At 35.5% G+C, this 23,641-nt stretch carries 26 protein-coding genes and 1 tRNA gene; 13 read left to right on the forward strand and 14 right to left on the reverse strand.

Annotation, left to right across the window (positions count from 1 at the left end; translation table 11 throughout):
- Window positions 1–18: 18 nt before the first annotated feature.
- From FGL31_RS07670 to FGL31_RS07685, 4 genes are read left to right on the forward strand one after another with little or no spacing between them, the layout of a single operon-like run.
- Complete coding sequence (locus tag FGL31_RS07670) at window positions 19–1,959, forward strand: TonB-dependent receptor (RefSeq protein WP_232046386.1); 1,941 nt, start codon at window positions 19–21, stop codon at window positions 1,957–1,959.
- A 5-nt stretch (window positions 1,960–1,964) separates the two neighbouring features.
- Window positions 1,965–2,339, forward strand: coding sequence for a hypothetical protein (locus tag FGL31_RS07675; protein ID WP_138090315.1), 375 nt, complete (start codon window positions 1,965–1,967; stop codon window positions 2,337–2,339).
- A gap of 56 nt (window positions 2,340–2,395) precedes the next feature.
- Window positions 2,396–3,256, forward strand: a complete 861-nt coding sequence (locus tag FGL31_RS07680; protein ID WP_138090317.1) for an MbnP family protein — start codon at window positions 2,396–2,398, stop codon at window positions 3,254–3,256.
- A gap of 56 nt (window positions 3,257–3,312) precedes the next feature.
- On the forward strand, window positions 3,313–4,356 hold the full coding sequence (locus FGL31_RS07685; RefSeq protein ID WP_138090319.1) for a cytochrome-c peroxidase: 1,044 nt from the start codon (window positions 3,313–3,315) through the stop codon (window positions 4,354–4,356).
- 59 nt (window positions 4,357–4,415) lie between these two features.
- Here the strand turns inward: FGL31_RS07685 and FGL31_RS07690 are convergent, their stop codons facing one another.
- The 8 genes from FGL31_RS07690 to tnaA form a co-directional block, all read right to left on the reverse strand.
- A complete protein-coding gene (locus FGL31_RS07690) occupies window positions 4,416–5,540 on the reverse strand; it encodes a hypothetical protein (protein ID WP_232046387.1) in 1,125 nt (374 codons plus the stop codon).
- Window positions 5,455–5,940: a DUF5689 domain-containing protein gene (locus FGL31_RS24955; RefSeq protein WP_232046388.1), complete on the reverse strand. Its 486-nt coding sequence runs from the start codon at window positions 5,938–5,940 to the stop codon at window positions 5,455–5,457. The genes FGL31_RS07690 and FGL31_RS24955 overlap by 86 nt, the downstream gene beginning before the upstream one ends.
- 18 nt (window positions 5,941–5,958) lie before the next feature.
- Complete coding sequence (locus tag FGL31_RS07695) at window positions 5,959–7,479, reverse strand: SusD/RagB family nutrient-binding outer membrane lipoprotein (RefSeq protein WP_138090321.1); 1,521 nt, start codon at window positions 7,477–7,479, stop codon at window positions 5,959–5,961.
- Window positions 7,480–7,574: 95 nt separating this feature from the next.
- Entirely contained in the window at window positions 7,575–8,567 is a 993-nt protein-coding gene (locus FGL31_RS24960; protein WP_232046389.1) for a SusC/RagA family TonB-linked outer membrane protein, read from the reverse strand.
- The gene (locus FGL31_RS24965; RefSeq protein WP_232046390.1) at window positions 8,509–10,113 is read right to left on the reverse strand and encodes a TonB-dependent receptor plug domain-containing protein; all 1,605 of its coding nucleotides are present in this window, start codon (window positions 10,111–10,113) and stop codon (window positions 8,509–8,511) included. The genes FGL31_RS24960 and FGL31_RS24965 overlap by 59 nt, the downstream gene beginning before the upstream one ends.
- On the reverse strand, window positions 10,052–10,303 hold the full coding sequence (locus FGL31_RS24970) for a TonB-dependent receptor plug domain-containing protein (RefSeq protein ID WP_232046391.1): 252 nt from the start codon (window positions 10,301–10,303) through the stop codon (window positions 10,052–10,054). Before FGL31_RS24970 ends, FGL31_RS24965 begins: the two co-directional genes overlap by 62 nt.
- A 31-nt stretch (window positions 10,304–10,334) precedes the next feature.
- A complete protein-coding gene (locus FGL31_RS24975; protein WP_232046392.1) occupies window positions 10,335–10,730 on the reverse strand; it encodes a carboxypeptidase-like regulatory domain-containing protein in 396 nt (131 codons plus the stop codon).
- A 611-nt stretch (window positions 10,731–11,341) separates the two neighbouring features.
- The gene (tnaA, locus tag FGL31_RS07705; protein WP_138090323.1) at window positions 11,342–12,718 is read right to left on the reverse strand and encodes a tryptophanase TnaA; all 1,377 of its coding nucleotides are present in this window, start codon (window positions 12,716–12,718) and stop codon (window positions 11,342–11,344) included.
- Window positions 12,719–12,942: 224 nt separating this feature from the next.
- Between tnaA and FGL31_RS07710 the strand changes: the two genes are divergently transcribed.
- A complete protein-coding gene (locus FGL31_RS07710; RefSeq protein WP_138090325.1) occupies window positions 12,943–14,028 on the forward strand; it encodes a Gfo/Idh/MocA family protein in 1,086 nt (361 codons plus the stop codon).
- 56 nt (window positions 14,029–14,084) lie between these two features.
- On the opposite strand, the gene FGL31_RS07715 is transcribed toward FGL31_RS07710, so the two are convergent.
- The gene (locus tag FGL31_RS07715) at window positions 14,085–14,354 is read right to left on the reverse strand and encodes a hypothetical protein (RefSeq protein ID WP_138090327.1); all 270 of its coding nucleotides are present in this window, start codon (window positions 14,352–14,354) and stop codon (window positions 14,085–14,087) included.
- A gap of 339 nt (window positions 14,355–14,693) precedes the next feature.
- Between FGL31_RS07715 and FGL31_RS07720 the strand changes: the two genes are divergently transcribed.
- Window positions 14,694–15,491: a glycerophosphodiester phosphodiesterase gene (locus FGL31_RS07720; RefSeq protein ID WP_138090329.1), complete on the forward strand. Its 798-nt coding sequence runs from the start codon at window positions 14,694–14,696 to the stop codon at window positions 15,489–15,491.
- A 45-nt stretch (window positions 15,492–15,536) separates the two neighbouring features.
- Here FGL31_RS07720 and FGL31_RS07725 read toward each other — a convergent pair whose 3' ends face one another.
- Window positions 15,537–16,151 carry an NAD(P)H-dependent oxidoreductase gene (locus tag FGL31_RS07725; protein WP_138090331.1) on the reverse strand — a complete coding sequence of 205 codons (615 nt, stop codon included), beginning with the start codon at window positions 16,149–16,151 and terminating at the stop codon, window positions 15,537–15,539.
- A gap of 99 nt (window positions 16,152–16,250) precedes the next feature.
- Here FGL31_RS07725 and FGL31_RS07730 point away from each other — a divergent pair, with 99 nt between their 5' ends.
- Window positions 16,251–17,147, forward strand: a complete 897-nt coding sequence (locus FGL31_RS07730) for a LysR family transcriptional regulator (protein WP_138090333.1) — start codon at window positions 16,251–16,253, stop codon at window positions 17,145–17,147.
- Window positions 17,148–17,309: 162 nt separating this feature from the next.
- Window positions 17,310–17,804 (forward strand): ankyrin repeat domain-containing protein, encoded by a 495-nt coding sequence (locus FGL31_RS07735; protein WP_171017579.1) that lies wholly within the window; start codon window positions 17,310–17,312, stop codon window positions 17,802–17,804.
- A 154-nt stretch (window positions 17,805–17,958) separates the two neighbouring features.
- Here FGL31_RS07735 and FGL31_RS07740 read toward each other — a convergent pair whose 3' ends face one another.
- On the reverse strand, window positions 17,959–18,357 hold the full coding sequence (locus tag FGL31_RS07740) for a hypothetical protein (RefSeq protein ID WP_099372563.1): 399 nt from the start codon (window positions 18,355–18,357) through the stop codon (window positions 17,959–17,961).
- 127 nt (window positions 18,358–18,484) lie between these two features.
- Here FGL31_RS07740 and FGL31_RS07745 point away from each other — a divergent pair, with 127 nt between their 5' ends.
- A complete protein-coding gene (locus tag FGL31_RS07745; protein WP_138090337.1) occupies window positions 18,485–19,231 on the forward strand; it encodes a copper homeostasis protein CutC in 747 nt (248 codons plus the stop codon).
- A 34-nt stretch (window positions 19,232–19,265) separates the two neighbouring features.
- Here the strand turns inward: FGL31_RS07745 and FGL31_RS07750 are convergent, their stop codons facing one another.
- Both FGL31_RS07750 and FGL31_RS07755 read right to left on the reverse strand, forming a co-directional pair.
- Window positions 19,266–19,445: a spore protein gene (locus FGL31_RS07750; protein ID WP_099372565.1), complete on the reverse strand. Its 180-nt coding sequence runs from the start codon at window positions 19,443–19,445 to the stop codon at window positions 19,266–19,268.
- A 31-nt stretch (window positions 19,446–19,476) separates the two neighbouring features.
- Window positions 19,477–19,547, reverse strand: a tRNA-Cys gene (locus tag FGL31_RS07755).
- A gap of 296 nt (window positions 19,548–19,843) precedes the next feature.
- Here FGL31_RS07755 and FGL31_RS07760 point away from each other — a divergent pair.
- The 4 genes from FGL31_RS07760 (at window position 19,844) to FGL31_RS07775 (ending at window position 23,010) form a co-directional block, all read left to right on the forward strand.
- Window positions 19,844–20,467 carry a porin family protein gene (locus tag FGL31_RS07760; protein WP_099372566.1) on the forward strand — a complete coding sequence of 208 codons (624 nt, stop codon included), beginning with the start codon at window positions 19,844–19,846 and terminating at the stop codon, window positions 20,465–20,467.
- 295 nt (window positions 20,468–20,762) lie between these two features.
- Window positions 20,763–21,386, forward strand: coding sequence for a porin family protein (locus tag FGL31_RS07765; protein WP_138090339.1), 624 nt, complete (start codon window positions 20,763–20,765; stop codon window positions 21,384–21,386).
- A 158-nt stretch (window positions 21,387–21,544) separates the two neighbouring features.
- Complete coding sequence (locus tag FGL31_RS07770) at window positions 21,545–22,174, forward strand: porin family protein (protein WP_138090341.1); 630 nt, start codon at window positions 21,545–21,547, stop codon at window positions 22,172–22,174.
- Window positions 22,175–22,362: 188 nt separating this feature from the next.
- On the forward strand, window positions 22,363–23,010 hold the full coding sequence (locus FGL31_RS07775) for a porin family protein (RefSeq protein WP_099372569.1): 648 nt from the start codon (window positions 22,363–22,365) through the stop codon (window positions 23,008–23,010).
- 304 nt (window positions 23,011–23,314) lie between these two features.
- Here the strand turns inward: FGL31_RS07775 and rpsJ are convergent, their stop codons facing one another.
- On the reverse strand, window positions 23,315–23,620 hold the full coding sequence (gene rpsJ, locus FGL31_RS07780) for a 30S ribosomal protein S10 (RefSeq protein ID WP_013667229.1): 306 nt from the start codon (window positions 23,618–23,620) through the stop codon (window positions 23,315–23,317).
- Between the last annotated feature and the right edge of the window lie 21 nt (window positions 23,621–23,641).

The following is a 23,641-nucleotide window of genomic DNA, read 5'->3' on the forward strand; positions in this document are numbered from 1 at the left end:
CTATGCATTGGAATAAATGTGAACGCACAACAAACAGACGTTCAGAAAGATACCGTAGAAAAAATTGAAGAGGTAAGGGTTAAGGGGTTTATCAAAAGGAAAATCCAAACCGACCTTAAAATGGCAGTATCTGTCGATGAATATTTAGCTTCCTCAGACAATATCAGTTTCATTAAAAGAGGAGCATACGCATGGGAGCCATTGCTGAACAACATGAGTTCGGAACGATCAACCATAACGATTGATGGTATGCATGTCTTTGGAGCTTGTACGGATAAAATGGATCCCATTACATCCTATGTTGAAAGCAATAATCTATCTAGCATCGATGTGACATCAGGTCAAGAAGGTTCCATGCATGGCGCAACGGTAGCCGGAAGTATCGACCTGAAAAGAAAAAGTACTTCCTTTTCAGAACAAAAGACTTGGTCTGGAGCCTATCAAACAGGCTTTGAATTTAATAACAAGCAATATTTCAACCTTGGTAACCTTTCATATTCAAGTAATCGTTTTGTCGCTGACGGAAGTATTGCTTTAAGAAAAGCTGGGAATTACTATGATGGTCATGATCATGAAGTAAACCATTCTCAATATAACAAACTGAATGCCTCATTAGGTTTAGCCTATAAAACGAATGAGCTTTCCTCGATTAAAATAGATGCAATTTTTGATCGAGCAAAAGATGTTGGTTATCCTGCGCTGCCTATGGATCTATGGCTATCTAGAGCTATTATTACTTCTGCAGCCTATAAACAAATGTTTGAAAAAGGGATAGTAAAAGTGTGGGATACGAAGCTGTATTTTAATGCCATAGAACACTATATGGACGATACAAAACGACCTGAAAATTTGGTTCACATGGATATGCCCGGATGGAGCAATACCTATGGATTGGTTTCCAAGGTAAATCTTAAAAACAATCGTTTCAGTTCGGAAATTCAATTAAATGCCTATGAAAACCTTTCTATTGCCGAAATGACCATGTACCCTCAAGATAGGTCAAAAAAAACAATGTTTGCGTATAGTTGGCCTTGGGTTACCACCCGATTTGCAGGCGTTTCTATCAACAACTCTTGGGAATTTAATGACTTTTCACACTTGAATTTTGGAGGTACCTTGAGCTGGAATTATAATAAAGTAAAATACCCTGAATTCAATTGGATCTTTCACCCAGGGACACCTCAAGAGAAAAACAGGGTGTTGCCAGGATTGCATGCAAGCTATCAACTTTCTTTGAATCAATTCGAGTTTTCCGTTGGCACAGGCTATGGACATAGGGCTCCCTCAGTTTCTGAAGGATATGGATATTATATCTATAACAGTTTCGATAGATATGATTATATCGGAAACCCAGACCTCAAAAATGAAATATCATATGAAGCGAATGCTAGTGCAGGATATAAAACTGAAAAGTTGACAATTGAAGCTAAGGTCAATTATTTCTACATAAAGGATTATATCGTTGGAAAAATCTTGAGCTTGGGAAGTCCCATGAATTATCAGTCAGTAGGAGTGAAGGGATATACATCTTTGGATCATGCTAAGCTTTTTAACTTCGCCTTGAATGCCAATTACGATATCTTGGAGCATCTGCATTGGAAAGGAACTTTGACCTATGCAAAATCTCAAGATCATAAAGGTGGGAATTTACCCTTTATCAGGCCTTTGAGTTATATGACATCCGTGCATTATATGCATCAAAACTTTGGAATACGGGCTTCTTTGAATGGAGATCTGGAGCATAAGGATTTCAGCCCTGAATATGGCGAAGATCAAACTCCAGCATATACCGTATTTAATGCCTCTGCCGATTATTCCATGCCATTTCGACAATATAAGGCATCCGTACAGATTGGTGCAGAAAATATATTTAATAAATACTACAGTACTTATGCAGACTGGGGAAATATCCCAAGAATGGGAAGGAACATGTTTGTGGCTTTGAAAATAAGTTTTTGATAGGGATGAGACAGTTTGTAAGTGTTCTAATGATGTTTTTGTCTTTGCTGATAGGCTTTCAGCAAACCATCATTTATACGCACTTTATACTAAATCAAAAACAAATTGAGGAACAATATTGCATCAATAAAAATAGGCCAGCTTTGAACTGTCATGGTCAATGTTTCCTGAAGAAGAAACTGGAAAAGGCACAAAATAAAAACGACAAAAAAAACTTACTGCAAAATTATAAAAAGGTAGACCTGTATGCTGCGGTAGATTTTGAATTGTTGCCAAAGTCTCTTTCAGTAAATATTAATAAAAACTATTCTTCTTATAAAGATAAAACCTATAAAGAACCTGAGCTAGAGATATTTATTCCACCACCACTATATTGTTAAAATACCGATTGAAAAACTCAATTAATAAAAATTCAAAATTTAAAAATAAATATCAAATGAAATTATTATCAAAGTATTTAACTCTAATATTAGCCGTATCAATATTAACTTCTTGTAGTAAAGAGGACAGTGAACAAGTTGCCAATGAAGTAACTCTGCATTTCAACAATACTTTCAAAGGAAAAACCATTGTATTGGGTGATGCTACTTCAACTGCAGCAACAAAAAATACATCAGCGGCTAATCAAATTCATCATTTTTCAGAATTAAAGTACGTAATCAGTAATATCAGATTGATCAAAGACGATGGAACAGAATTGCCTTACAATATCAACAACCTAGACAATGGTGCAACGGTAATTGATCATTCAAAAGTACAGACCTTGGATTACAAATTAACAAATATCCCGGTAGGAGAATACAAGGAAATAAAATTCGGTTTAGGTGTTAAAACTGATTTAAATAAATTGGATGAAACCAGATTTCCAGCCTTTTATAGTCAAGCTGGAGCAAACGATACTAAAATGCATTGGGAATGGGGTACAGGCTACCGATTTGCCAAAATCGAAGGTTTCTATGGTACAGACAATAAAACCCTTTCCATCCATACCGGTAGCACTGTGGCGGGGAAAAAGGATGATGAATCTACCTATAAACAAGGAGTGGATGCCTACAGAGATATTACCTTAAAATTACCTCAAACAGCATCGGTCAGCAAGAAATCTCCGAAAATTACTATTGATGCTGATTTTGATAAATTATTGAGTGGAAAAACAAATACCATAACCTTAGGTGCCGGAAATGCTACACCAAGTTTACATACAGCGATGGAAATGGTAAAATTTGTAGACAATCTCGGTGGGAACGGAACTAGCGATGTTTCCGGAATATTCTCCATCAGTAAAGTAGAAAATTAATAAACAAAGGATGTGGTTGTCATTCATTAAAATGATGACCATATCTCTTTTATTTCATGAAAAAAATATTATTTGTTTTAAGCGTTTTCATTCTTCTTATTGCTTGTAAAAGCGAAGAGGTTGACCTTCCAGTGCCCATTGATAATCCAGAAGTTCCGTTGAACTTACCTATGGGATTTCCTAAGGTCAATAGTTCGGTTTTGGAAAATAGGCCAACTAAATATGGAGTTCAGTTGGGGGAAAAGTTGTTTAATGAAAAAAGGTTAAGCGGAAACAACACGATTTCATGTGCGAGTTGTCACAATCAATCAAATGCTTTTGCAGATAATAATCCAAAAGCTGTTGGCATCTATAATCGAGTTGGACTGCGCAATACTCCTCCTATCCAAAACCTAGCTTTTATGGAATTCTATAATTGGGATGGAAATATCCTTGAACTAGAAAATCAACCCTTGGTTCCTATCATTACTCATGAAGAAATGAATTCCTCAATCCTAGAAGTAATTGGCAAATTAAAAGAGGATAAACATTATGCAGACTTATTCTTCAAGGCGTTTGGGGATTCGGAAGTTACTGCTGAAAGAATCTATAAAAGTATAGCTCAATATGCTTATATGTTGGTTTCAGCTAACAGTAAATATGATAGGGTGAAAAGAAAACAAGGGGAGAAGTTTACAGATTCAGAAGCAAGAGGCTATGCTGTATTCCAGCTCAAATGTGCCAATTGCCATAGCGGTGAATTATTTACAGACCAAAGCTTTAGGAATATCGGATTCCCATTAAACCCTAGTTCTGAAGAAGCTGGGCGAGCGAGGGTTACTGGTAAATTAGAAGATTATATGGCATTCAGGGTGCCATCCTTAAGAAATGCCGAGTTTACTGCACCATATGGTAGCTTTGGACAATTCCCAACCTTAAGGGCAGTGTTGGATTATTTGGATGCTGGTGTTGAAAATGCAAGCAACCTAGATCCTGTATTGAAAAATAAAGGAAATAGAATAGAAATGACTGAAAGCGAAAAATTAGATATTATATCTTTTATCAATACTTTAAGTGATAAGGATTTTGTTGCTAAGGAGAATAAACCAAGTATAGAGTAAAAGATTGAAAAAATAAAAGGGAGGTTTTTGACCTCCCTTTTATTCAATATATTCCATTGTTAATCTATGAGTTTCGTAAGAAACTCTGGATTTTCTATATCTGCCAATGTTGAAGTTTTCTCCAAAATAGGAGCATACTTAACTCTAGCTTTCGTCCACCTGCTTAATTTGATGTTATATTCTCCTCCCATCATATTAAAATAACCTGCATCTGAAGGAGTATTATAAGGTATATTGTTATTATTCGATCCAGAACGATAAAAAGGTTGTTCTTTTAAAGAAACTGGATTGATGATATCATAAAAGTCTGTATTGGCAATTCGATAACCCAAACCATTACCAACTAGACTCCCGCCTGTAGCCACGAAAATGACATCTTCAGGAATAGACTGTTCTGTAACTTCTGTGCCTTGAAAAATGGCTATTCCATAAGCGTTACCACTGTTTGCCAATAAGTTGCTTGTTTTATTGCCAAATCCTTGACCATCATTTCCAGCATAGTCATATGAAGTAATCCAATTCGCATCAGCGATACTAGTTGATCCAGTACTCATTATCAATTTTTTTGAACCACCCACATAAAACAAGGTTCCTTTCTTTGCGAAACCACTGGTCAAATTGAATTTATAAGTACGCATACCTCCCGTCGCCCATCCTTTTCGAGGAAATCCGGTCGGAGTAGATGCATTGGCATTATTTGTTGTCACGACTGAGAATGGAGTCTTGGAGAAATCAATATCTTCAGTTGCCATAAACTGAATATATTCGTTGTTTGAATCCGTTCCTTTAGGGTCATTTGTCCATCCGGTAATGATGGCTTTTGGAACTTTGTACTCTGACTTAAGTTCCACCAAATCACTCTTTTTCCTCAATCGTTGGTATCCTATAACACTATCCTGAACTGTCTTAGTGAAAATAATACCATAGTAATTTGCCATTTTATATTGAGGCAAATTCGCGATAGAAGATGAAGCATCTGTTGTTAATGTAATGGTTCCAAATCCATCATTAATTGTTTGGTCCCCAGAGATTACCTGACCTTCTGTAGGGCTATATTCATAGCCTCCTTTAACAATAGCAACCAATGTGCTTTCATAATCATATGGTTTTGCAGCAATTCTTGCTGTATTGGTCATCGTAGCAAAGACTGTTTTCCCAGATGCTACTTTTTTGAATTTTATCAACGGTGATGTTTTTGATTTGAAGTACATCATCCACTCGGTCAAGTTCTGCACCATCAATATTGATAACCAATGAATCCCCAGGTACAAAATCTTTTGCCTGGGAACCCAATGGTATAGCGATTCCTCGCAAAAGATCCAGCCGTTGAGCGTCTTGAACAATTAATAATCCTTCAGGAATGTTGCCTGCAGAATGATCAGAAATAACAGTTGCTGAAATATTGTTGGATCCTCCCAATGACTCCACATTTAAACTGACTGGCGAACCTTTATATAAATTGCGTACATCATAGATTCCAATCGTAGGATTTACTTCTCCCCCAGGGTAGTTTGTGTCAGCACAGCTTGCCGTAATGCCCAACAAAACCGCAAATCCAATTATTTGTTTTATAATACTTTTCATGTCAATAATTTCTTTTGGTTAAGGTTTTTGCCACCACATTTTTGTATTGATTTCATCCGCACCTTGTCGCGCCACAGCTTCTCTGTAACTTGTTGGATTGGAAGATTGAACATAAACAGGATACTGCATACGGGCAGGCATCTCGCCATTGTTCTTTAAGCCTTCTCCCTTCGGAAGAATCGGATGTCCTGTTCTTCGATATTCAAACCATTGTTGCAAATCCACTAAGAATAAAGCGAAATATTTTTGTTGGTGTATTTTTTCCATCTTCTTGTCAAATGATGCTGCAGGATCCCAAGCTACATCAGAAGCAGCTAAATGTTCTTTAATATCATCTGCCCATGTTGGAACCCAGAGCTTAATGGAGTTTTCAGCTCCAGAGTAAAATGGAACACTGGGATCTCCAGTAATATAACCTTTTAACATAGCTTCAGCCTTGATAAATTCCACTTCAGCAAAATTCATGATCATGCCGGTCAATGGTTCTTGTTGGATGCTGTTTACTCCATTATTTTGGTCTGCTGAATAGAAATATGACATTTTCGAGTAATCTTCACTTCCTGCCGCATATCCACTCGGAACGCCAACAAAATTTCCGGAAACTGGAGCGATACCCCAACGGTTTACTCCGGAAGTTCCGTATTCCGGAATATTCAAGCGAGGATCGTTTGTATCCCTAAGAAAATCAATAAAATATTCTGCTATAGCCGTAGCCCTAAAATCTTGTACACGAGTGGACATGAATGGCGAAATAAATACGCCCTCTCCAGTCCATCTTAAAATCGCTGATTCCTCATTGTTTGATATAACTGGGTAATTCGAACTGTTTGTTTCTAATATTTCCTTAATTTTCCCTACAGCATATTCTTTCATTTCCGCTTTATGAGCAACTCGCAATAACAAGCGTAAGTATAAAGAATTTCCAAATTTTCTCCATTTGGCCACATCTCCAGCAAAAACAGGGTCCACTGTTGCATTTATTCCCGTATTTGCTTTCAAAAGATTGTTTGCGGTATCCAGCTTTGCGAACATATCCGCATAGATATCTTTTTGAGCATCGAATTTAGGTTCAAATAGCAAAGAATCCCTTCCCAGAGTAGATTGTGAATATGGAATGTCGCCATATGTATCCGTAAGGATAGAATAGGTCCAAGTTTGTAAAATCAATGAAATTCCTTGGTAGGATGGATTTAATGTTAATTCATTTGTTGCTTTAGCATACATGTCTTTATAATTCGACATATTCAAGAAATGGCTGCTCCATAGGTAATCAGACCAACTTCTCCTGAAATCATACCTGAAGACTTTATATTCTCCATCGCCGAGAGAAACGGTTACTTGCATCAATTCATTGTTAAATCCTCTGTTTCGGTTCATGTTTGCCGAAACCGTCTGCATCAAAGCATGGGTCATGAATTGTTCAGGATATGCTTCGGTTGTTTTGGTGGGGTCTATATTGAGCTCATTGAACCCTTTGTCACAAGATACTAAGGTCAAAACACTCAATAACCCAAGTATAAATATATTTTTCAGTTTCATAATTTTCAAATTAAAAGCCTACGATAAGGTTAAAACCAAAGGTGCGTGTTGAAGGGAATTGTGCGATTTCAAATCCTTTCACAATATCACCACCATCAAGTGTTCCAAATTTCAGGGTCAAATGCCGGCCATTTTGTCCATATAAATAGATCACGACCATAAACCCCTATTGTTGCACGGTTAATGCCTAACCGTGATACCAGGTTCTTACTTAATGAATAGTCTAAACGTGCTTCCCTAAATTTGATGAAGTCAGTAGGGAAGGTGCTACCCTCAGCATTGTCCTGTCCAAAATGTGATCTATAATATTCATCGATATTTTTAGCAACAACATCATTAGGACGGAAAGTGCCATCTGCATTCTGGATTACACCGTTACCGATCATACCACTATATCTGCCTGGCAATGTGTTAACCGTTTTACCTTGTTCTGCAAGTTTATAATGAGTCAAAGAATGTCCAACGCCACCCCATTGTGTGTCAAACAAAACATTTAAACGAAGTCCTTTATAAGAAAAGCTGTTTCCAAATGAAGCTTTTCCTTTAGGGATCGTATTCCCTAGATAAACAACTTGATTAGTCAATTTCGCATAACCAGTCGATTCATCGTAAATTACCTGACCATCGGGCGCTCTTAAATATCCGATTCCATATAGATCCCCTAAACTTCCACCGACCATACCCACAATTTGTCCAGAACCAACTGAGCGTTGTTGAAGAACAATTGAGCTGTCCGTTAATTGTTTGATTTCATTTTTATTCGTCGTAAAGGTTAACATCGATGACCAAGTGAAGTCATCCTTTTTTACTTGATCTGTATTTAAGCTGATTTCCAATCCTTTATTTTCTACTTCACCAAAGTTCACTAAGAACCTACTAACACCAGATGCTGGATCAACGAACCTATATAAGTGTTGGTCCATAGAATTAGCTTTATACCATGCGACATCTAATTTTATACGGTTCTTTACCATACGGATATCCGTACCGAATTCAAGAGAAGTCGTGCGAAGAGGACGAATGAGTGGGTTAACTAAGCTTGTAGGATTTGATAAAGCACCTCCGATTAAATGAATTTGGGTTCTCATAAACAAAAGAAGTTTGATAAGGTCTCTGAACTCCTGATCCTGTTCCAGCAAATGATGCCCTGATTTTACCGAAATTGATGAATTCTGGTAATTCCCATAGTTTAGAGAACACAAAACTACCATTGATCGACGGATAGAAGAAGTTTAATTTCTTATCTGGGTAATAGATTGTAGCTAGCGTACTGGTCCAGTCCATACGAGCTGTCGCATCAAGGTATAAGAATTCCTTATAACCTGTTGTGATCAATCCATAGATACTATTGGTTTCAAATTTTTCTATAATTTGTTTTGTTTTAACACCATATCTAGCGTTTCCATGGTTGTAGACTCCTGGATAAAATAAACCATCAGAGGTTAATTCATCTCTTCTGTATTCGTTACGAAGGGTACTTCCACCCGCCGTAACTGAAAAGTCAAAATCTTCATTGATTTCTTTGTTATATCTAACCAAGAAATCTAGATTTGTTTCTCTTGAAAATACCGATTGACTACGGTAAGAACCTTCACGAAATCTGGAACCTGCATCATAGGGGCGATTTTGATTTCTGTCCTCTGTTGACATGTCCATTGCAGCCCGAACCTGAGCCATTAGATTTGGAGAGAACTGATAGCTTGCCTGAGCGTTACCGGTGATGGTATGTCTGTTGTTGGCATTGATGAATTCATAAGAAATGGCATATGGATTCTCAGGATAAGTACTGAATGGATAGGAAATCTTACGATCTTCTTCACCATTTACCCAGTAGTTCCGTAGCCAATTGATATCTGCGCTAGGTTGCCAAAAAATATACCAGTACATCAACGATTGATTTCCATAACCTGAACCAGGTAAATTGTCGGACCAACGGTTGTTGTAGTTGATTTTCGAATTGATTGTTAGTTTATCAGTAACTTTTGAATTAACCGAAAGGGCCAATGTATTGCGTTTGTAACCAGTATTTGGTACAATCCATTTGTTTTGAACGTTGGTAGCTGAAAATCTTGCAGTTGTTTTGTCAGTGCTACCATCAATGGAAACAGAGTTTGTGAATGTACGGCCGACATCAAAGAATCCGTTGACTCCATTCTTGCCGTCATATGCTCTCCAAGGAGTTCGCGACTCCCCAACTTTCTGTGTCAAGGGGTCCCATTGAAAAAATTCTTGTCCATCGAACTTAGGACCATATGCAGAACTCGTTCCACTTGTACTTCCACCATCAACCGTACTTCCAAATGAATAATGAGCAGCACCATCAAGACCCTGACCATATACGTATTGCAGTTCAGGAGAACGGTTCATGGATTCAAAAGAAGTATTTGAATTCACTGTTATCCCAATTCCCTTTGATTTTTGAGTTCCTGATTTTGTAGTAATGATTACGGCACCATTTGCGCCCCTTTGCCCATAAAGTGCAGCAGCTCCAGGTCCTTTGAGGACGGTAATACTTTCTATATCTTCCGGATTGATATCATCCATACCGGAGCCATAATCTACAGGCATATTATCAGATCCAGTTCCATAAGGACTGTCTGAACCTAGTGCTGAACGACGCCCTGACCCCCCCATTAATAATTACTCCATCAACAACAATCAAAGCTTCATTTTCACCCGTTAGATTGTTCTCACCTCTTAAGATAATTTTAGTTGAACCTACAGGTCCTGAATTTGAGCGCATTAAGTTGACACCTGCGACTTTACCAGATAGTGCATCCATCCAGTTGTTGGATAATGCCTCTGTAAGTTGTTCCCCTTTCACAGTACTTGCAGCATACCCTAAGGCTTGTTCCTCACGTTTTTATGCCCAGTGCTGTAACAACAACTTCTTCGATAGATTCATCAACTTCCGTTAATTGGATGCTGTAGTTGTCTTTTTCTGCCCTAAAAGTGGTGGCATTATAACCAATCATTTTAATGTTTATCGTTGATCCTTTTAATACAGAACCTTGGAATACACCATTTGAATTGGTAAAGCCAATAGCTTTATTGTTGTTCATGATGTTAGCTCCATTTAAAGGATTTCCTGTCTTTGCATCAACGACTGTAATTTTAACATCAATAACTTCCTGAGCTGAATGCTCTGACATCGGAAAATGACTCAGATTTGCTCGAGCATGCGTAGTGTAGGAGAAACCCAGCATCAACAGGAGTCCTACCTTGCTAATTTTTGTAAAATGATTCTTCATTAAAAAATTTAGTTAATAATATCAAACAGTTAATTATTAAAATACTTTTGGTCTGCAAACATTAGAAAATAACTACATTGCGGTTTTTTGAATGGTTTGATTTACCACCTTAAATCCAGTTAAATTTTAAATAGTTGGTATTGAACTATTTTAATTTTCAATTAGTGCTGTTTGTTGCACTTCTTATGAACTGCATTGCGCAAAACTACAATTGGAATGTAAATTCTATGTTAAGAAAATGTTGAATAATTAATAAGGTTTATAATAATTTAATTGATTCTCTGACTAAAAATAAGAAATGTGTTTTAATATTTAAGACGTTTGCTAAAAATTTTAATTTAATATTGTTAATTTTTCTTTCGTTTTGTTAAATAAATATGGATTTTTATAGAGGTAGGATGCTATTTTATGCTAATTTTTCTTTATTAAAATATTTATATCAAATAAAATTAAATTGTAATAAAACAGGGAATGGGTACCTTGTTATGCAATGATGCATAAAGACGCAAAAATGGAAAATGCAATAAAAAACCTTTATCTCTCATCTTTGATTCTGTAAAAATCATTTGAAAGATAAAGGTTGGTTTATTTGAAAGAAAAGGGTGTCTATCTTATTTTTTCTTCAACAAAATGGTGAAGTGTCTCAATATTTCTGATTCCCATACGATTTCCAATCCAGATTTAATTTCATCTCTACGGTCGAAAATGTTTTTCAGAGCGACAGCGACATAATCTAAATGTTTGTAGGTATAAGTTCTCCGGGGAATAGCTAAACGGAGAAGTTCCAATTTAGGGAATCTATCTTGCCTAGTTTCTGGGTCACGATCAGCTAATAGAGTTCCAATCTCTACGCCTCTGACTCCAGCTTCCTTATATAGTTCTATAGCTAAGGTTTGAGCTGGATATTCTTCCCGAGGGACATTGGTCAGAAAATTCAAAGCATCCACAAAAACTGCATGTCCACCGATCGGTTTCTGAATAGGAATTCCATATTCAATTAATTTGTTGCCAAGATATTCGACTTGATCAATTCTAGCTTTCAAATAGGGTAGTTCCGTCGACTCCAATAATCCCTGAGCCAAAGCTGCAAGGTCACGTCCTGCCAATCCTCCATACGTAATAAAGCCTTCGTAGATAATGCCCATATTGCCACAAGCGCGGTATAACTGTTCATTTCGCATGCCTAAAAGTCCTCCAATATTAACGAGTCCATCTTTTTTTGCTGACATGGTAAATCCATCACCATATGAAAACATTTCCTTAACAATTTCTTTGATGGTCTTGTCTTGGTATCCTTCCTCTCTTTCTTTAATGAAATATGCATTCTCAGCAAATCGAGCAGCATCGAAAAAAACGGGAATTCCATATTTATCTGAAAGTGCTTTTACTGAAATAATATTCTCCATAGATACTGGCTGACCACCCGGTGAATTACAGGTAACAGTAATCATACAAAAAGGTATGTTTTCCTTTGGATGCGCCTTATAAACTTCCTCTAATTTTTTGAGGTCTATATTTCCTTTAAAAGGGTGCAAATCATTGATATCAAAAGCTTCATCTATTGTACAATCAATTGCATGTGCTTTGCGAAACTCAATATGTCCTTTCGTCGTGTCAAAATGTGAATTCCCAGGAACTACATTGTTTTCTTTCACTAAGATGCTAAACAAGACATTTTCGGCGGCACGTCCTTGATGTGTAGGAAGAAAATAAGGAAATCCTAAGGTATTCCTGACCACTTCTCTCAGTTTCAAATACGATTGAGATCCGGCATAACTTTCGTCACCCATCATTATTTCTGCCCATTGCCGGTCAGACATGGCTCCCGTTCCACTGTCAGTCAGTAAATCAATAAAAACTCGATCACTTGCTAAGTTGAATAAATTATTGCCTTCCTCATCGATCCATTTCTCTCTTTGCTCGCGGGTAGACATGTAAATTTCTTCGACCATCTTCACCTTATAAGGCTCTGCCCAGGGTAATTCCATAAAATTTATTTTTGGTTATAAAACGAGATTAAATTAACATATTTCTAATAATAAAAGATAAAATTTCGTTTAAATGCATTTTTTGTAAAAATTGGACCGATGTATTGCAAAAACATATTCCCAAATGGCAATTCTGTGAAAAGTTCAAATTCTATTTTTCGCTCTTTTTGCATATTTTAGGAATACATCCTAAAAAATTAATTACAATTATAGAAGTCATTCCTATGAGATCATTATTACTTTCCTTGTTTATTGTTGTGTTTGCAATGGAAACATTTGGACAAACTCCTCTGAAACTTGCCATCGCCGGGCTCAGTCATGGTCATGTAGATTGGATCTTTAATCGTAAAGACAAAAACGATGTGGAATTGGTAGGGATATATGAAACAAATCCTGAATTAATTGAGCGATATTCGAAGCGATATAACTTAGATAAATCTATGTTTTTTACGGATCTGGACCAAATGTTGGAACAAAAGAGACCTGCTGCAGTATCGGCATTCGGTGCAATTAGTGAGCATGTTGATGTAGTAAGAGCTTGCGCTCCCCGGAAAATCCATGTTATGGTAGAAAAGCCTTTGGCAACTTCCTTGGCTGACGCAATTGAAATCGAGGATTTGGCCAACAAATATAACATCCATGTGTTGACTAATTATGAGACTTCATGGTACCAGAGCAACCAAGAAATCAAAAAATTATTGGAAAAAGGCCAGTTAGGTGAAATCCGAAAAGTAGTGGTTAATGATGGTCACCAAGGACCAAAAGAAATTGGTGTAAGCAACGAGTTTTTAGAAATATTGACAGACCCAAAAAGGAATGGTGCTGGAGCCTTAGTTGATTTTGGATGTTACGGAGCCAACTTGATGACATGGCTATTAAATGGAGAAAGACCAATTTCAGTAACAGCAGTTGTTCAACAGAACAAACCTGAAATATATAAAGATGTTGATGATGAAGCAACCATTGTTTTGCAGTATCCAAAAGCACAATGTATCATTCAGGGTTCTTGGAACTGGACTTTTTCAAGAAAGGATATGGAAGTGTATGGCAATAAAGGCTATGCTATTGCTGTAGATCCAACCACATTGAGGTCTAGATTGCAGGAAAACAAACCAGAGGAGATCCATAAGCTTCAACCAAGACCTGTACCTTTCAATGATCCATTTTCATTCCTAGCAGCGGTTGTAAATGGAACTTTCAAAATGCAGGAATTCGATCAATATGGATTGAAAGTGAATGTAATCGCGGTTGAAATATTGGAGGCCGCAATGAAATCCGCAAAAGAGAAAAAAACGGTTTATTTAAACTAAAATTCAGTCAAATAACATAAATGATTCTCTTCGAATCTAATAAATATCCTCAGAACTTATTGTTCTGAGGATTTTGAAGTTAAAATTATATTTGTGTTTTTTTGATCGTTATTAGGCTCTTCCGCTGGTAGCAATTCTTTTTCTTTGTTTTTATTTCCCATAATCCACAATACTGCTCCAACGACTACAAAGACGATTTTTATGCCCCAAGCGGTGCCTTCGCCCCAATTGTAAATCCATAAAAGAAGTCTTGGAACAGCATTGAAAAAATTCATAATAATGGCTAACAAACCATAAATAAATAAAATTGAACCGATACTTTTCATAATCTTAAGTTTTAGTTTTGGTTTTCCGAAGAAGAAATTCTCTTCGGGTATTTTTTGATTAAATAATTTTAAAATTCACCAATAAGAATAAATAGATGTTTATAATTTAAATATTAAAATAAATAAAAAATATTTATCAATTATATTAAATTTTATAATTGTTCAATTTTATTCTGAAAATATTCTGGTTGATGTTATATTAATTTTATATTAATAATCTGTTTGATTTGTTCCTAAAATATATAACCCCTTATATTTATAGTTTGAAAAACAAAACCTTAAAAAATGAAATCAACCTATTTATCAAAACCTAGTAATTGTAACAACCTCCTTGTCCTTATGATTTTTTTATTTGCATTTATTCCCGAAGGATTTTCTCAGAAAGCTGAAGTAAAATTATTTGCACATAGAGCCGGGGCTCATGAGTATGATGAGAATACCATTTCAGCCTTTAAAGCAACTTATGAAAAAGGAATGCGAGGTTACGAAACGGATGTAAGACTGACAAAAGATGGGCAACTCGTAATTTTTCACGATGATAACCTAGAAAGAATAGTTGGGATTAAAGGGAAAATTGAGGAAATGACCCTTGAAGAAATCAAAAAACTAAAAACGAAAAAAGGAAATCCCATACCGACTCTCGATAAGGTGGTAGAATTCTTTAAGGATAAGCCAGGAGTTTACATTGAGTTTGAGATGAAAACCAATAAACCGATGTATTCGGAGGAAGATTTACAAAAATATTGTGATCAGCTCTATGAGAAAACATATTCAAATAAACCTGCTGGGTCAGATTACCTATTAACGTCTTTTGATAAAAGACCTTTGCAATATTTGAAAAAGACTTATCCAAAAGTAGACATGCTTTTTATTAAAGGTGAAGGATTGACACAAAAAGTAGTTGATGAAGCTAAAGAATTAGGAATCAACAGAATTGGAGCCAGCGTACATGGTACAACTAGAAATATGGTGATCGAAGCAAAGAAACAAGGAATCATAGTGAGCTTATGGCCAGGAAGATCAATTGATGATTTCCTTCTGGGAGTATATTTAGGTAGTGACTATTTATGTTCTGATGTGCCAATTTCGGTAACAGAATGGGTGAAAGAAAATGCTCCTGAAATCAAATTGAAATAAAAAAAATGGAAAAGCGAAACCTATTTCGCTTTTCCATTTATGTTTTTATTCGCAGACTGATTCTATGGAAGAGAATTCATTTGCTAAATGTTTAAGATATTGCTGATGGTAATTGTTGATCCTTTCAGCAGTTGCATTTTTTTCAACATCGTGCAAATGGAAACCAGGGATTCTTTCCATTCCCACAAATTGGTTCATTTTATGGAAGCCGTATAAGATGCCATTATCTACAGAAATTTGATCAAAGAATTCTCCTTCCAATGTAAAAGCGGTATCTGGAGCATTCCATGACGTGGTGGCCATATATTTTTTCCCATGCATTAAGCCCCCTTTTCCGTAATTTATTGCTGGGTTTTTTCTGCTTCTACCATCGCTAAAGTACATTCCATTTTGATGGCCAGCATTGAATACCTCATCAATATAAAATTTAAACTTATTCGGAACTTGAAACCACCAAATAGGCATATGATATACTATGATATCTGCCCATTTGAAATTTTCCACCTCTTCTAAGGGATCAAAATTATCGTTGATGTCTGTTACACGGACGTCATAACCATTTTGTTGAAAATAATTGCGCGTCCAATCTGTTATACTGCGATTTAATGCTCCTCCTGAATGTGAAAAGACTTGTCCTGCATTGATTATAAATATGTTCATATTTCTATCATTATAATTTGTGATAGGACAAAGTTCTATTACTTTTATGTATATTTAAAATAATTTAAGTTTGGTGTTTATATAATTAATATTATAGTTATGCGATGGAATTTAGAATGGCTGCGAACATTTAAAGCAATTTATGAAACAGGAACTTTGTCAGCTGCGGCTCAAGAATTATTTATTTCTCAACCTGGGGTTAGCCTCCATTTAAATTCCTTGGAATCGTTTACAGGAACAAAATTGTTTGACAGATCAGCAAGAAAAATGGTTCCTACAGAACGAGGTAAGATCCTTTATAATTTTATCCTTGAACCTTTAGGGAAATTGGAATTGGCAGAGGAACAATTTCATAAACGTTCACAAACTGAGCGCGCTACCATCTCAATTGGTATGTGCTTTGAAACCTTTCAGTATACATTGGAAGAACATGTAACAGAGTTGCCTTTTAATTTGATCATCAAATTTGGAGAATATGAACAAATGCAAGATGATTTGGATAATGGGTCATTGGATTTGATTGTTTCTTCACATAAGGGAAATCAGAAGAATTTGGAATATGAGCCATTTTCTAAAGAAAGAATTGTTTTAGTAGCTGGAAATAAAACAGACACCGTCGAATTAGAAAAGCTTTTAAAATCTGGGAAGCTAAAGGAGGCTTCTGCTTGGCTGAAGAAACAATTGTGGTATAGTACGGCTGCTGATATGGCTCACCTTAAACACTTCTGGATGAAGCATTTTGATGAACACACTGATTTTAGCCCGAACTATATCGTGCCGAATATATCTTCCATAATCCGTTGTCTGGGGAATTCTGAAGGATTTTCCGTAGTTCCTGATTTTCTATGTCAGGATGCTCTAGAGTCAGGAAAAATAAAACTGGTATATGAAGGAGATGACCCTCTGGAAAATATCCTATATTTTGGAACCCGGAAAAAAACTATCTATAAAAAAGAAATAGAAAAACTAGAAGAACTGTTGAGAGAAAAATGGTAAAACCTAAATTGAAATTTTTGAAACCGATATCATAACTGACGGTTATGTTTTGAGTTTATGATTTTTTTTTGTTAACTTATTTTAGAGAAAGCTATTTACAAGACTATTAAAAAAGGGTTTTTTGGAATCCAAAAAGAAAGGAGTAGGGCTTTGACTTTTAAATTGAAAGAAATTGATACACCTATTGAGGCCATAAAAAGAAGTGAGTTTCATAAAGTAAAAGAGTATTACAGAAAGAATGGTGTTAATAAAACCGATAGATTCAATAGGACATTATTATTAAATGCTGCACTATATGGAGAGCCGCAACTTGTAGAGTGGGCAATTCGGCAGCATGCAAACCTTAACCATCAAGATAAAAAAGGACTCAGCGTTTTGCATATTGCTGTTCAAAGCAACCAATTAGATTTGGTATCGTTATTACTTAAATCTGGAATTGAAGTTGATTTACAAGACCATTTTGGAAATACTGCCCTGTGGCGAGCAATGATGGATAATGTGGATATAAATATAATATATCTATTACTGCAGTATCGTGCTAACCCAGATTTGAAAAACAACTATGGTATTTCTGCAAGAGATCTCCTTTGCGACGAAAATAAAAATTGGGAAATCTTAAAGAAAATATTCGAAGAACCGGTGTCTTTTGGCAATTAAATTTCTTTTAATGCTATTGGATAATTCAAGGGTAAAAATAATTTACAATTTTGATAGTATAGAAGCGTGTAGTTTTGTTCTCTAGGAATTCATTTGATAAATATCGATGGACCAAAAGAAATTCTCCTAAAGTGAAACAGGCAAATAATTTGATTTATCTGTGTTTGTTTGTAATATGGTCCTGCCATTTTTTAATGACAGCACATGTTTCGTAAGCTTCCTGCTTTACGAATTGTTTGAGCAGCGATTCAAGTGTTAGGATAAATTCATCCATATGAATGAAATTTCCTTCTTCATCACGATAATCAGAAAGAATATCTAATAGAAAACAATGGGTTTCGAACTCACGGAATTTGTTCTGATAATTACGGTCTGCTTTAAGCCATAACTTTTCAAGTTGAAAGCCAGACTTAATGTGTAGATGACAGGCGTCTTCATACTCAGATCGATGGGTCTTGAGTTCCTTCTTCATTTTCTCGACACTAGTTTGCAGGTTATCATATAGCGATGATAAATGAATCTGCACTTCTCGTTGTTTTGAAATAAGTGGCATAATGTTGTTATTTTGCTCGCACGATTTTCAACAAGTATAATCTCATTTTGTTTTAATAATTTGTTGATTATATGTGAATTAAATAATTATGTCGGTTATACTGGTTTAAAAGGAATATATTTGGTTTATGAATGAAGTTAAGATAAATGGTTTAAAATTGGAAATTTGTTCCAATTCAATTTTCTCAGCAAAGCAGGCACAGGCTGGTGGAGCAAGTAGAATTGAGTTGTGTCAGAACTTAGAAAATGGAGGAACAACGCCATCTTATGGGCAGATCAAATTGACAAGAGAAAGCTTAAATATCGGTGTACATGTTTTAATAAGGCCAAGAACCGGTGATTTCCTTTATAACGATGATGAATTCAATGAAATCCGTCAAGATATTATTTATTGCAAAGAAGCGGGATGTGACGGAGTTGTTATTGGAATATTGAATGCTGATGGTTCTGTTGATAAAGAAAGAATGAAAATTTTGGTAACAGAAGCTAAACCAATGTGTGTTGTATTCCATCGGGCATTTGATCGCTGCAAAGATCCAATGCAGGCATTGGAAGATATCATAGAATTGGGATGTGACCGGATATTGACTTCAGGACAACAGAATACTGCATGGGAGGGAAGGGATCTTCTGAAGAGGCTAGTTCAGCAAGCTGGGGATAGAATAGAAATAATGCCAGGCTCTGGAGTTGATGCTGCGAATGTAACAGCAATTTTAAATTACACGGGTGCCAAAAGCATTCATTCTTCAGCAAAAGTGATTGAGAAATCAAAAATGGAATTTAAAATGGATGCTGTGAGTGGGATGGATGAGGACGAAATTTATAGTTCTCAAGCAAAGGTTGAGGAGATTGTAGCCCAAATAAAAAGCCTGTAGATATTCTACAGGCTTTTTTATGTTGTTGTTAAACTTATTTAGCGTCTGCTGAAAGTTTATCTAAGATTGCGTCATTCTTAGTGATTTGGCTGTTTTTCGGCATTTTGCTTTTTGAACCTGGTTCAATATTACGGCCAAGCTTTAAAAACTGTACTTCAACGCGTGCAACAGTTTTATTTCTTCTATCTTTTCTTTTTAAACGTGTAACTCCCATTGTGATAAAATATTTTTAATTGTTATTAACGAGGTCGGAAGCGGATTCGAACCGCTGTAGGAGGTTTTGCAGACCTCAGCCTAGCCACTCGGCCATCCGACCCTTTACCCTTACAGGCATGCAAAAATAGGATTAAATTTTAAAATAAAAAAACCTTTTTCGCTTTTTGTTTAGGTATTTCTTCTTAACCTCTCTAAGGCATTGATTTTTAATTTAATTAATTGGATCTAGTGAATACCATAAGATGAAAATAAAATTTATTGAAAAATAAACACTTGATTATAAATGTTTTAATAAGGTATTTGTTTAAAATTTTCATTTTGGTCTAAACTTTGCAAGTCTTGCAGTGTCTCAACTACAATTAATGAGACCATTAAATAAGAAAAAATAAAAAGAATATGAAAAAATTATTACTTACTATGGGTGCTGCATTTTTATTAGCAGCTGGAGCACAAGCTCAAACTAGCTACGGATTAAAAGCTGGTGTTAACTTAGGTAAATATTCAAACCTGGGTTCAGATCAAAGCAATAACGTGTCTTTTCACGTAACAGGTTTTGCTGATATTCCAGTAGCATCTCAGTTCTCTATCCAACCAGGTGTTTCATTACAAGGTAAAGGAACTAAATTTACTGGATCATTAGATAACTCTAGTGCAGAGTATACTAGAAATGTAATGTCTCTTGAAGTTCCTGTAAATGCGGTATATTATATTCCAGCTGGTGCAGGTAACGTTTTCTTGGGTGCTGGTCCTTATGTAGGATTCAATATTTCAGGTAAAGACAAATTAAAAGGAGATTTAGCTGGATATACTGGTGAAACTGAATGGGATTTAGAATTTTCAGGAGATAATAAAGATATGAATCTTATTGATGCTGGTGTTAACTTCCTAGGTGGTTACAAATTCAACAATGGATTATTAATCAACGCTGGTTATGGTTTAGGGTTAACAAATCTTAATCCTGGAGATGGCGATAATATCAATAGCCGTACCTTATCATTCGGTCTTGGTTTCCAATTCTAAGCAAATTGAAAAGGCTTAATCGCCTTAGTGAATAAATAAAGGGCAATCCGTTAGGGTTGCCTTTTTTTTTTGTGCTTGTAACATTTAATGCCCTCAAATGTTATTTTGCGTCTGCTGATTAAATAATTGAAAAATTAAATGATTTCAAATATTTTAATAAAATAATTAATTGAATTTTTTAAAATTTTATAATAAAATCTTTATAGTAAATAATAGCATTCAATTTATTGTTAATTATTTTGAAAATATAATAAAAGTAAATTACATTTACTTTATTAACAATAAATTATGATTTATGAAAAAAGTTTTATTATGGGCGATCCTATGTGGATTTGCGATTCCTGGAGCTATGGCTCAGACAGGATTTGGTCTAAAGGCTGGAGTCAACATGGCAAAAATGACTATTGAAGTTGAAAAAGGAGTGAAGACTCCTAGTCATGTGTCCTATTTTGTCACTGCATTCGCTGATTTACCTTTAGCTGACCAATTTTCAATTCAACCAGGCTTGTCTTTGCAAGGAAAGGGTGCTAAAGCATCTATTAAAGAAGGTGAGAACGAAGCTTCCATTCGTACAAATCTTATGTCGATAGAAATTCCCGTAAACGCTGTATATTATATACCTGCAGGTTCTGGAAAAGTATTTATTGGTGCCGGACCTTACATTGGATACAATATCAGTGGAAAGTACAAGGAAACGGTAAATGGTAAAAGCGCAGAAGAGAAAATTAAATTTTCAGGGAAGGATAAAGATATGAAACCACTTGATTTTGGTATTAATGCTATGATAGGGTATAAGCTTTTTAGTGGACTATTGATTAATGCTGGTTATGGATTAGGGCTTGCAGATTTGAATGTTGATAAGGAGGAAAAAGCACTATCAAATAGAGTATTTTCTATAGGTGTTGGATTCCAATTTTAACCTGAATTTTGCTAAATAAAAAGAGAAGGACTCGCTTAGGCGAGTCTTTCTCTTTTACTGCAAAATTATCCTGTGTGAAATATTGTTAATTAACAGTTTGGTAACATTTATTTGTGGTTAGGTATAATACTTTTGGGTTCACATTATAAATAATCATTATGAAAAGAATTTTATTTTCAATGGCAATTGGCGCCTTGTCCATCTGTGCCTTACACGCTCAAACTACTTATGGTCTAAAAGCTGGAATGAATCTATCAAAGGTCTCCAATCTAGAAGATCAAAAGTTCAACCCCTCTTACTTTATAACTGGTTTTGCAGACATTCCTTTGTCTTCTCAATTCTCTATTCAGCCGGGAGTATCCTTGCAAAGGAAAGGTGCAAAATTTCAATCAGCAGGTTTTAACTGGGATCAAACTCCTATGGAAGACTACAAATCAACATTAAATACGATGTCTATTGAGATTCCTGTAAATGCTGTATACTATGTTCCAGTCGGAAATGGGAAAATGTTTATTTCTGCTGGACCTTACCTTGGATATAACATCAGTGGCAAAATCAAAGATTCTGGTCCCAATGGCGAAAGTGAACGTGATGTCAACTTCAGTGGAAACGACAAAAACATGAATAGACTAGATGCCGGCCTTAATTTTGGCCTAGGTTATAAGCTTTTTAATGGAATATTGTTCCAAGCAGGTTATGGCCTAGGTTTAAGCGATCTAAACGCCTCCAAGAACAGTAAATCCTTCTCCAATCGAACCATTAATTTCGGAGTAGGATTTCAGTTTTGAGTTTAGATATGAGATGTGAGATATGAGATATGGGATAGAAGGGGGGATGGCGATATGAGAATTGAGAAATAAATTTCCCAGTTAATATCTCAAATCTCATATTTCATGCAACATAAAGTACGAAACTTATAAAACTTCATTTAAATACAATTTAAAATACATTTTGGTCTAAAATTAAATTATGAATCATGAAAACAATTTTATCAGTTCTAGGATTTTCCTTTATTTCCATTTTTGCAGCGAATGCTCAAACTACTTATGGTTTAAAAGCAGGAATGAATTTTTCCAAGATTACGGAGCGTAAATTCCAAAATTACACTCCTTCTTATTTTGTTACCGGATTTGCAGAATTTCCCCTGACATCCCGCTTGTCCATTCAACCAGGTTTGTCCTTACAGGGAAAAGGTTCTAAAACAATTGCTCCAGGTTCTATCATGGATCCTGATATAAAGGGGGATTATAAAGGGACTATGAATACCATGTCCATTGAAATTCCTATAAATATGATTTATTATGTTCCTGTTGGTTATGGCGATATCTTTCTTTCGGCAGGTCCATATATTGGCTATAATATTTCAGGAAAAATAAAGGAATCAAATTATGAGCCAGGTTCGACTCAAGAAAGGTCATCAGACATCAAATTCAGTGGAAATAATAAATACATGAACAGGATAGATGCCGGTGTTAATTTTGGTTTAGGTTATAAATTGAAAAATGGCCTTTTATTTCAAGCTGGATATGGACTCGGATTAACAGATCTAAATGGAATAAAGAATGTTTCATTACCTTCTTCCTCATATAGAACATTTAATTTCGGTGTAGGATTTCAGTTTTGAGATTAGATATGGATATCGATATGAGATATGAGATGTGAGATTTGCGATAGAAAGGGTATTAGTATTTATTAAAGGAGATATGAGATATGTGATATGAGATGTGAGATAGAAAGGGTATTAGTATTTGTGACAGGATATGCGATATTGATGTGAGATGTGCGATAGAAAGTATGCTTTGGAAAATAAGAGTTGAGAAATAATTTTCCGGTTAATATCTCAAATCTCATATCTCAAATCTCGATAAGAAAAAAACAAAAGAGCCCATTTTTCAATGGGCTCTTAGTTTTTTTCTTATCGAAATCTATCACACTTTGATTTCAACTTCTACACCTGAAGGTAATTCTAATTTCATCAACGCATCAACAGTTTTTGAGTTAGATGAGTAGATGTCTAACAATCTCTTGTAAGAACACAATTGGAATTGCTCACGTGCTTTTTTGTTAACGTGTGGAGAACGTAAAACTGTATAGATTTTTTTCTCAGTAGGCAATGGAATAGGACCACTAACAACTGCACCTGTAGGTTTTACTGTTTTTACGATTTTCTCAGCTGATTTGTCAACCAAGTTGTAATCGTATGATTTCAATTTGATTCTGATTCTTTGGCTCATTATATATTTTGTTTTTAAGAT

The organism is Sphingobacterium daejeonense, from assembly GCF_901472535.1.
GTDB lineage: Bacteria > Bacteroidota > Bacteroidia > Sphingobacteriales > Sphingobacteriaceae > Sphingobacterium > Sphingobacterium daejeonense.